The following is a 9,195-nucleotide window of genomic DNA, read 5'->3' as shown; positions in this document are numbered from 1 at the left end:
AAAAATAAAGTGTCCGGAGTGATAAATGATTAACGATATTTTAATTGTCGGCGGTGGCACCGCTGGATGGATGGTCGCCGCAGCGCTATCACACGTCTATAAAGATAAATGCCGCATTCGTTTGGTAGAGTCCGACCAGATTGGAACTGTTGGTGTAGGCGAAGCCACTATTCCAGTAATCCAAAAATTTAATCAGATGCTGGGTATTGATGAAAATGATTTTATCAAACACACCCAGGGTACTTTTAAGTTGGGTATCCAGTTTGTGAATTGGGGCAGCCTTGGCAATAGCTACGTCCATCCTTTTGGCGCCTACGGCATGAACATGGGTTATTTGAGTTTTTATAACTATTGGCTGCGCTTGTCTGCCAATAAAGAGGCGACCAACCAACACGCGCGTGACCCTAGCGAATTTTCCATTGCAATTCAGGCCGCTTTGCGCGGGCGTTTTATGCCGCCCGCCAAGATTCCCAATTCACCGCTCTCGCAAATTTCGTACGCGTACCATTTTGATGCCGGACTCTATGCACAATATTTGCGCCGCTTCGCCGAGGCGCGCGGTGTTGAACGTATAGAAGGTGAGATAACCAAAGTGGCATTGCGTAGCGATGATGGCTTTGTCGAAAAAATTATTTTAAAAACCGGTGAGAGTTTAGGTGCACAACTATTTATTGATTGCACTGGCTTTCGCGGTTTGTTGATCGAACAGGCGATGAACACCGGCTATGACGATTGGTCACATTGGCTGCCCTGCGATACGGCTGTGGCGCTGCCAACGCAGAACGTTTCCGATCCATTACCCTATACGCGCTCGACTGCACATACTGCTGGCTGGCAGTGGCGTATTCCGCTGCAACACCGAACTGGAAATGGCCATGTATTTTGCAGTAAATATATGAGTGATGACCAAGCTAAAAAAGTACTCCTGGAAGGTGTTGAAGGCAATGTGTTAGCGGAGCCGCGTTTTATCCGGTTCAAAACCGGTATGCGGCGTAAATTCTGGAATAAAAACTGTGTGGCTATGGGTTTGGCGAGTGGTTTCCTTGAACCATTGGAGTCAACCAGTATCCATTTAATTCAATCCAGCATTTCAAAATTAATTGCGTTATTGCCTGCTGCGGATTTTAACCAAGCCATTATCGATAAATACAATGAATTGCTGACCGCAGAATTCACCTATGTACGCGATTTTATTATTTTGCATTACAAGGCAAGCCAACGCACCGATTCCAAATTTTGGAATTACTGCCGCCTGATGCAAGTGCCGGATACATTGCAGAAAAAACTGGATCTGTATGAATCCAGCGGGCGTTTGTTTCGCGATAACAATGAGTTATTTGATGAAGTGAGTTGGTTTGCGGTGATGCAAGGGCAGGGATTAACCCCAAAAAATTACCATCCGCTTGCAGATCAAATTGAAGAGCAGGAATTCCAGCGTTTAATGCATGAAATCAAGTCGGTAATCAATCGTGCTGCCGATGCTATGCCAACGCATATGGACTATATCAAACAACATTGTGCGGCCAATTCGCGCTAAAAAACTCTGAACAATACACTTGTTGTCATACTCGCGAATGCGGGTATCCAGCACATGGATTCCTGCGTTCGCAGGAATGACGAAAAATTAATATTATCAATACAGTGGACTGCTATGCCTGAGATGACTACCCCTGCGCGCTTTTTGGCGTTGGACGCCCTGCGCGGATTAACGATTGCAATGATGATTTTGGTCAACACTCCCGGCTCATGGGAATTTGTTTATCCTCCTTTTATGCATGCCGATTGGCATGGGTGTTCACCTACCGATTTGGTCTTTCCGTTTTTTCTATTCGTAGTGGGTTCGGCCATGTATTTCTCACTACAAAAAGTATCTATGCAGTTATCGCCCGCGATTGCGCTCATGATTGTGCGGCGCGCAGCGATCATTTTTGTGCTCGGCCTGATTTTTAATGCGGTACTAGGCGGCTGGGAACATTTGCGGATCATGGGCGTGTTGCAGCGCATCGCGCTCGCTTATGCGATTGCGGCATTTATTGTGCTCAGCCTAAAGTGCCACCACGTCTATATTATTGGCGCTCTTTTATTGGTGGGTTATTGGTTGTTGCTGGTTATTGGTGGCAGCGATAATCCCTTTAACTTAACCCACAATATTGTGGTCAAATTAGATGTGGGGGTGCTCGGTGCGGAGCACATGTATGACGGAAAAGGTGTGCCTTTTGACCCTGAGGGTTTGCTCAGCACTTTACCTGCAGTAGTCAATGTGTTGATTGGTTTTGAGTTGACGCGTTTTTTAGTGGCACAACAAGATCGTATGAAAAATTTGTTTATGTTGCTGATTTTAGGCTTGGCAGGGATAACCTTGGGATTGCTCTGGAGTATTTGGCTGCCAATTAATAAATCACTCTGGACGAGTTCATTTGTGATTTATAGCGCGGGTTATTTTTGTATCGCACTGGCTGTGTTTGTATGGCTGGTGGATATCAAACAATTCAAGTGGTTGGCGCAGCCGTTCATTATTTACGGTTCCAATTCCATTTTTATTTATATGTTGGCGCCATTTTGGGTGCACGCTTACCTATTTATTCCTATGCAGGGCGAGGGCGGAAATTTTTATAGCGCATTATTTACCTGGCTTGCGCAGGTGTTTCCGCCCGCCATGGCATCGCTTGTATTTGCATTGCTGCATGTGCTGCTGTTCTGGTTTATTAGTTTGCTGTTGTATCGCCACAAAATATTTATCAAGGTGTAATTGTTAATCCCTAACGAACCGTTATTGATGTTTAACGTGGTGTGACTGGGTTGGCGGAAAAGCGATTCACTTTTTTCCGCGAAGTTCGACTTTAGTCAGAGCAGGTGCGACTTTCACGGTGTGCATTGTTGCGATTTTTGGCCAGTGCTAGCGTGTTCAATGAGCCTTGGATCTGGTTGGCAGTCATTATCCGGGGCGAACACTTCAATGAAATTTTTTGAGAGCGAACAATAATGAACTTTATCAACTTTAAGGCATGGCAAAGCTGCTGCATGGGTGCGGCCAGTGTGCTGGCATTGTGTTTAGGTGCACAACCCGGTGTTGCCCAAACGGAGCAAATTTTATTTGATGATTTTAGTTATACAACCACAACGCAGCTTGCCAATAATGGCTGGCGTGTACGCACATGGGAAGGAGGCCCAGGTTTGGCGAATGGAACCTGGAGCACTAACAATATTTCTTTTGTGACCGACCCGGCAGCGCCAGCCAATAAATTTATGCGCTTGAAGGCGAGCACCAATATTAACGGTAGTACGATTGTCAATAATCGTTCCACTACCGGTAGTGTGTCGCAAGCGGAAGTGGCACGTGTCGAACAAATTTATAAAAATGGCACCTGGGCAGCGCGCATGTATTTTAATGATGCACCCAGTACTGGTCCCGATGGTGATACTGCGATCGAAACTTTTTTTGGTTTGACGGATTACATTGAAGGCGCGGAACCTTACAGCGAAATTGATTTTGAATATTTACCCAACGGCGGTTGGTGGACGGGTTCGGCAACACCGAGTATGTGGTCGGGCACTTATCGTATTGTCGATTGGTCGGATGAAAGTAATCACGGTGTTACGCGCACCCAGGGTAGTTTGCAAGGTTGGCATACACTGGTTATGCAAGTGCAGGATGGACTCATTTCGTTTTATATCGATGGCGCTTATCAAACATCATTTAGTGGCGCTGTTGCACCGGATTATCCGATGTATTTAATGTTCCAATTGTGGTTTAGCAATGACTGTTTTGATGCGGCGTGCAATACGCGCGGTTACATCAACAACAGCAATTATCGCGAATATTTTGAAGATGTGGATTGGGTTTACTTTGAAAAAAATAACCAGGTTCCTGCAACAGAAATTCCGCAAAAAATTGCCAATTTGCGCGCAGCGGGTACTAGCTATGTGCAAAATATTAATGGCAATAGTACCAGTTCAATTCCTGCGGCATCCTCGCGCCCGAGCAGTTCCAGCCGCTCCAGTGTGGCAGTTAGCTCAAGCAGTTCAACTGCAGCCGGACAGCAATGCAATTGGTGGGGAACGATTTACGCTATCTGCACCAACATCAGTTCCGGTTGGGGGTGGCAAAATAATGCGGACTGTGTGGGTATCCAAACCTGCCAAACATTATCGCCACCTTACGGTGTTGTGGGTGCAACTGCTTCAAGTAGTTCGCGCTCCAGTACACCGCTGAGTTCCAGCCGTTCTTCATCCAGCGCACCTGCTGCATTTTCCCGTTTGATTCAGGCTGAATCCTATTCGGTCATGAGTGGTGTGCAGCTCGATGCCACTAACGATGGCGGTGCAGGGCAATATGTTGGTTGGATTGATGCGGGTGATTGGATGTCTTACGCCAGTATTAATTTCCCCAGCAGTGGTACTTATAAAGTGGAATATCGCGTTGCCAGTCCAAGCGGTTCTGTTTTATCACTCGATTTAAATGCGGGCGCGATCCAGTTGGGGCAAGTTGCTATTCCGGCAACCGGTGGTTGGCAAAACTGGACGACCGTTTCGCACAACGTGAATGTCACGGCGGGCACTTACGCGCTAGGTATTTACGCACCGCAAGCTGGTTGGAATATCAATTGGATACGCATTACTAAAATTTAACGCTGTTGTTTCACTTTCGGTTTATCTCCTCCCCCGGACTTTGCGGGCCTGTTTACAGGTCCGCTTTTTTGTTTTTCTATTTTAATTGTTTGTTATTGGCGCGCCGCCACACTCGTAAGGATTGGTTAAGCGGCCGCGCTTACTCTTTTCTCGCATCCAAAAAAGCATACACTGCGTAAGTTATTTACCTACTTGTCTAGCGAGGAATCTGCTGTGAAATCATTTATTAACCCTCTGGTTACCTTCTTTGGAGTTGCTATGGTCAGCTTGGTTAGCGCTGCCGCGTCCGCCTGCCCGGATTATATGAAAGGCGAATATCGTAAATTGCATTCAAAGGATTCTGTCGATATCTGCGCGCTGATGGAAAACAAAACGGTGCTGGTCGTAAATACCGCCAGCCACTGTGGTTTTACCTCCCAGTTCAAGGAGCTGGAAGCGCTGCATAAGAAATACAAAGATAAGGGGTTGGTGGTCGTAGGTTTCGCCAGTGATGACTTCAAGCAGGAAGATGCCGATGAGGAAAAAGCGGCTGAAATTTGCTATCTCAATTACGGTGTGACCTTCACTATGCTCTCGCCCACCCATGTGACTGGCAAAGATGCCAATGCGCTGTTCAAAGCCCTGGCGGAACAGGCGCAGGAACCCAAGTGGAATTTCAATAAGTATCTGGTTGGGAAAGACGGCAAGTTGGTGGAGTACTTCGGCAGCATGACCAAGCCGGATTCGCCCAAACTGGCAGCGGCGATTGAGCAGTTGCTGTAAGCGCACTTATCGCCTGACTTCCGCAGTTAGATCCTGACCTCAAACCCGGCATTGCCGGGTTTTTTGTGCCCGAATTTTGATCATCCATCTGCAAAAAATGAATGAAACCGTATTCTTTTTTTAGACTTCTTTAGCTGTCGTCAAATAACGCTTATTACTTCTTTCTGCCATTCTTTCGTGTGGCTTCTACGTTTTTATTCTTTTATTGAAAGTTTTAGGGTTGTATAGCCCTAAAATTAATCAATTTCAGACTAAAAAATAAAGTTTCGTAAGTTTTGATCGAACAGCTCCCGTTAATTTTGACGTATAAATTAGTGTAACCGGTCACAAATTCAGCTTGAAACCGATTACATTTTAATTCATTATCCTTTCCATAATCTGATACCAATAAATGGCATTAATAGTATTTATTTTCGATATTGCGGTACTTAACACAATAAATTTAAGCAATTAGAGAACCTTCGCGCTGTAAACAACCAGGGTATTTCCCCGTTCCGCCTTCCTTCATGGATGTGCGGTGAGAGCTGCATCCAATGCGCTTTCGCACAGCGTTGCCCCCGATTTTTATAAAAGATAACAACACGAGGAAGCTCAAGATGATCAAACCTAGCGGTATCACCACCAGAAAAAAAGCTCTGGTTCTGGCGATAGGCTGTGCACTTTACGGTGTACAGGCATACGCACAGGAACCGGCAGCCGCAGCAACCAGCGATGAGCAGGTTGAAGAAGTGATCGTAAAAGGCGTGCGCGCATCGCAGGCCAAGGCGATTGATATCAAACGTAATTCGGCCGTAGTAGTTGATTCGATTGTGGCAGAAGATATTGGCAAGTTGCCGGATACCACCATCACCGACTCGCTACAGCGTGTGACTGGTGTGCAAATTACCCGTGAGGCCAATGAAGGTACTAGCTTGAACGTGCGTGGTATGCCGCAAGTGTTGACCACGCTCAATGGTGAGCAGTTCCTGAGCCCATGGACAATCACCGGCGTGGGCGCTAACTACTCGGATGTACCGGCCGGTTTAATTTCTGGTGCTGATGTTTACAAGTCCCAATCAGCCAATTCGCTGGCCGGAGGCATTTCCGGCTTGGTGGATTTGAAAACCCTCAGCCCATTAACGCTAAAAGATTGGATGGTGCGCGCTCGAATTGAAGGCTCCATGGGTGATATGTCGGATAAGGAGACCAACAAAGACGGTTCAACCAGCACACGCGATCCAGACCACAACGTCAGCATTTTTGTGGGCAATAATTTTGATGATGTCTTTGCATTTACGCTCTCGGGTTTTAACTCCACAACATACAATGCCAATTACTCGATGTGGGAAAATGCGCGCTTGGCATTTCTTGATCAGCGAGGAGGGACTCCGCGTGACCCGCTCGATTTTGATGGAGATGGAGACAAAGTAGGTGACTGGTATTTAACGCCGGAATCTTTCAGTGCAAAAAGCAATTACATGGATCGCGAGCGTGAAGGTGGTGCATTTACGTTTGAATCCAATATTGCAGAAGGTTTTACATTGCGCGGCGATGTGTTCTATACCAGCATGGCGCAATATGATCGCGGTGTGAGTGTCGGTTTTAATGCGGCCACGAATCCTAATTATTACGAAGTCAACGGTGTTCGTGCTCCACGCGAAGGTACCAACGATCTTTTGATTGGTTACGATGAGCAGTTGTATAACGTACTGCTTCCCGGTAGTGAGTTTGGCGATAGCATCGATTTCAGTTACGTTGACAAAAATGGTGTAACCCAAAACCGTTCTCTGCACGCATTAAACGTTGCGCGTATCGATGCGGCTGACTTTCAAACCAGTTCCACCAACGAAAGCAATCGCACAGGTGCGCTTAATACAAACCTGCAATTGAAATACACCAATGGTGACAATTTTGATGCGAGCGTGCGTTACATTTATGCAGAAGCTGAAAAACATTATCGCAAAGCCACCTTCCAACAGGGTACTCCTGCGTGGTTGTGGGTAGACGAAGATGGTATTTCTGGTAAAGATCCGCTCAATATTTATAGCGTCACTGTAGATTATTCACGCGATGTTCCTTCGTTTGTATTTGATGATGATCTTTCCAACGCAAATTTATTAAAGCAGTACCAAGGTTTTGCTGACGGTAGTGATACCAATGCGACTCTTAATGTCGCTCGCGTTGATGCAAAGTTTTCATTTAATGATAATTTTTGGGAATCGGTGGAAGGCGGATTGCGTTGGGGCGAACGCCAAGCGGATTACACCAAGTTTTATTACGTGACACCAACAGCTCGCTACTCCAACTGGGATGATCCTCGCGTTCCCGTTGATAAGCGCTACAAGTTGAGAACCGGTAATCAGATTTGGCAGAAGTATCCTGAGTGGCGCAAATTTGAATTCGCCGAAGAACCAACAGGCTTGTTGGATAATGGGCTGGTAGATAATGGTTTCTCTGCAGCTAATACCACAGTGTTCACTGACTTTGGGCCCATTAAAGGATTTGAAGGTGGCGTTTCATCTCTGGATCCGTCCGAATGGGATAACCCTCTGGCATTCCTCAATAAGTTATATCCTGGCACTAAAACAGCGAACGACCCAGGTTATACCTACGACGTAACCGAAGAGACAGCGACTGCATTCGCGCAATTCAATTTCAATAGTGAAGAAGGGCTTGCCGGAATTCCTTTTAAAGGTAATTTTGGTGCGCAGTTTATTCGCACTGATCGCACTGTAATTCGCGCAGTGGTTCCAGATGTATTAGATAAATATAACTCCATAGGTTACGACGATTGGCAAAAAATTGCGTTTGTTGCTGAAACCGCGACCACTGAGCATTCATTTAATGATGTATTGCCATCATTCAATCTGAACTTTTTCCCGCAAGATGATGTCGTCGTTCGCGTGGGAGCATCAAAAACTACGTCGCGCAATGATTTAAACAATGTGGGCTCTGGTTTGGTGCTTTGGTATCAGCAGTGCGACAAGTTGGATGAAAACGGTAAGCCTATCCAGATCCCAGTTGGCGGCGGTCAAACGCGCAATGAATCGGTGAGCTGTGTGGGCGGCGGCAATGACGACGGTAATCCCTACATCAAACCTTGGTATGCCAATGTCTATAACACATCAACTGAATGGTACTTTGATGAAAATGCCATGCTGGCTGCGGGTTTATTCCTGATTGAAGTGGAGACATCCACCGAGCAGACTCAAGAGATGCGCCCATTTACTGATGGAGATGGTATTGATCGCGGTCGCACAGCCAATATTTATACCACTAGCAATGTGGGAGCCTCTGATCTTTACGGCTTTGAAATGGGATACAAGCAACCGTTTACCTTTTTGCCGGGTGAAATTCTCAGTTCGACAGGGCTTGAGTTCAACTACACCTACTCAAAAAGTAAATCTAACAACATTGATATTGAAGGCAATGCCTTGCCTCTGCCGTCAAACTCCGAACATCAGTCGAACTTAATTCTCTGGTATGACCGCGATGGCTTGAACCTGCGTCTGGCTTACAACTGGCGCAGTGAGGAGTATCTCGGACGTGTCGGTTTAAATACTAATGCTGCTGAGCTCAATTTGGGCAACTGGTTGGAGGCAACCGGTTATTTGGATTTCTCCGCAAACTATTGGGTTAACGATCATCTTGAATTCAGTTTCAACGGTGCCAATTTGACCGGTCAAAATCGCAGAAGTTACGCGCAGATGGCGGATCAGTTCCAGTCTCTTTGGGTGCAAGAGCGCCGTTATACCTTGGGTATGACTGTAAAACTTTAATGAGTGCCGTCGCAAAAAATAAATCAAATGCGCAATTAAATACGGC

General features: G+C 46.2%; 5 protein-coding genes. All 5 read left to right on the top strand.

The window, feature by feature from the left end; translation table 11 throughout:
- Window positions 1–25 precede the first annotated feature (25 nt).
- The 5 genes from ACWA6V_RS01195 (at window position 26) to ACWA6V_RS01175 (ending at window position 9,149) form a co-directional block, all read left to right on the top strand.
- Window positions 26–1,537, top strand: a complete 1,512-nt coding sequence (locus ACWA6V_RS01195) for a tryptophan halogenase family protein (RefSeq protein ID WP_449520793.1) — start codon at window positions 26–28, stop codon at window positions 1,535–1,537.
- 114 nt (window positions 1,538–1,651) lie between these two features.
- Window positions 1,652–2,749 carry an acyltransferase family protein gene (locus ACWA6V_RS01190; protein WP_449520792.1) on the top strand — a complete coding sequence of 366 codons (1,098 nt, stop codon included), beginning with the start codon at window positions 1,652–1,654 and terminating at the stop codon, window positions 2,747–2,749.
- Window positions 2,750–2,982: 233 nt separating this feature from the next.
- Window positions 2,983–4,629, top strand: a complete 1,647-nt coding sequence (locus ACWA6V_RS01185) for a carbohydrate-binding protein (protein ID WP_449520791.1) — start codon at window positions 2,983–2,985, stop codon at window positions 4,627–4,629.
- A 258-nt stretch (window positions 4,630–4,887) separates the two neighbouring features.
- Window positions 4,888–5,391, top strand: coding sequence for a glutathione peroxidase (locus tag ACWA6V_RS01180; RefSeq protein WP_449520795.1), 504 nt, complete (start codon window positions 4,888–4,890; stop codon window positions 5,389–5,391).
- 596 nt (window positions 5,392–5,987) lie between these two features.
- Window positions 5,988–9,149 (top strand): TonB-dependent receptor, encoded by a 3,162-nt coding sequence (locus ACWA6V_RS01175; RefSeq protein WP_449520790.1) that lies wholly within the window; start codon window positions 5,988–5,990, stop codon window positions 9,147–9,149.
- The last annotated feature ends 46 nt before the right edge of the window (window positions 9,150–9,195 follow it).

It is taken from the genome of Cellvibrio sp., from assembly GCF_053579595.1.
This window is presented reverse-complemented; position numbering and strand designations above follow the sequence as displayed.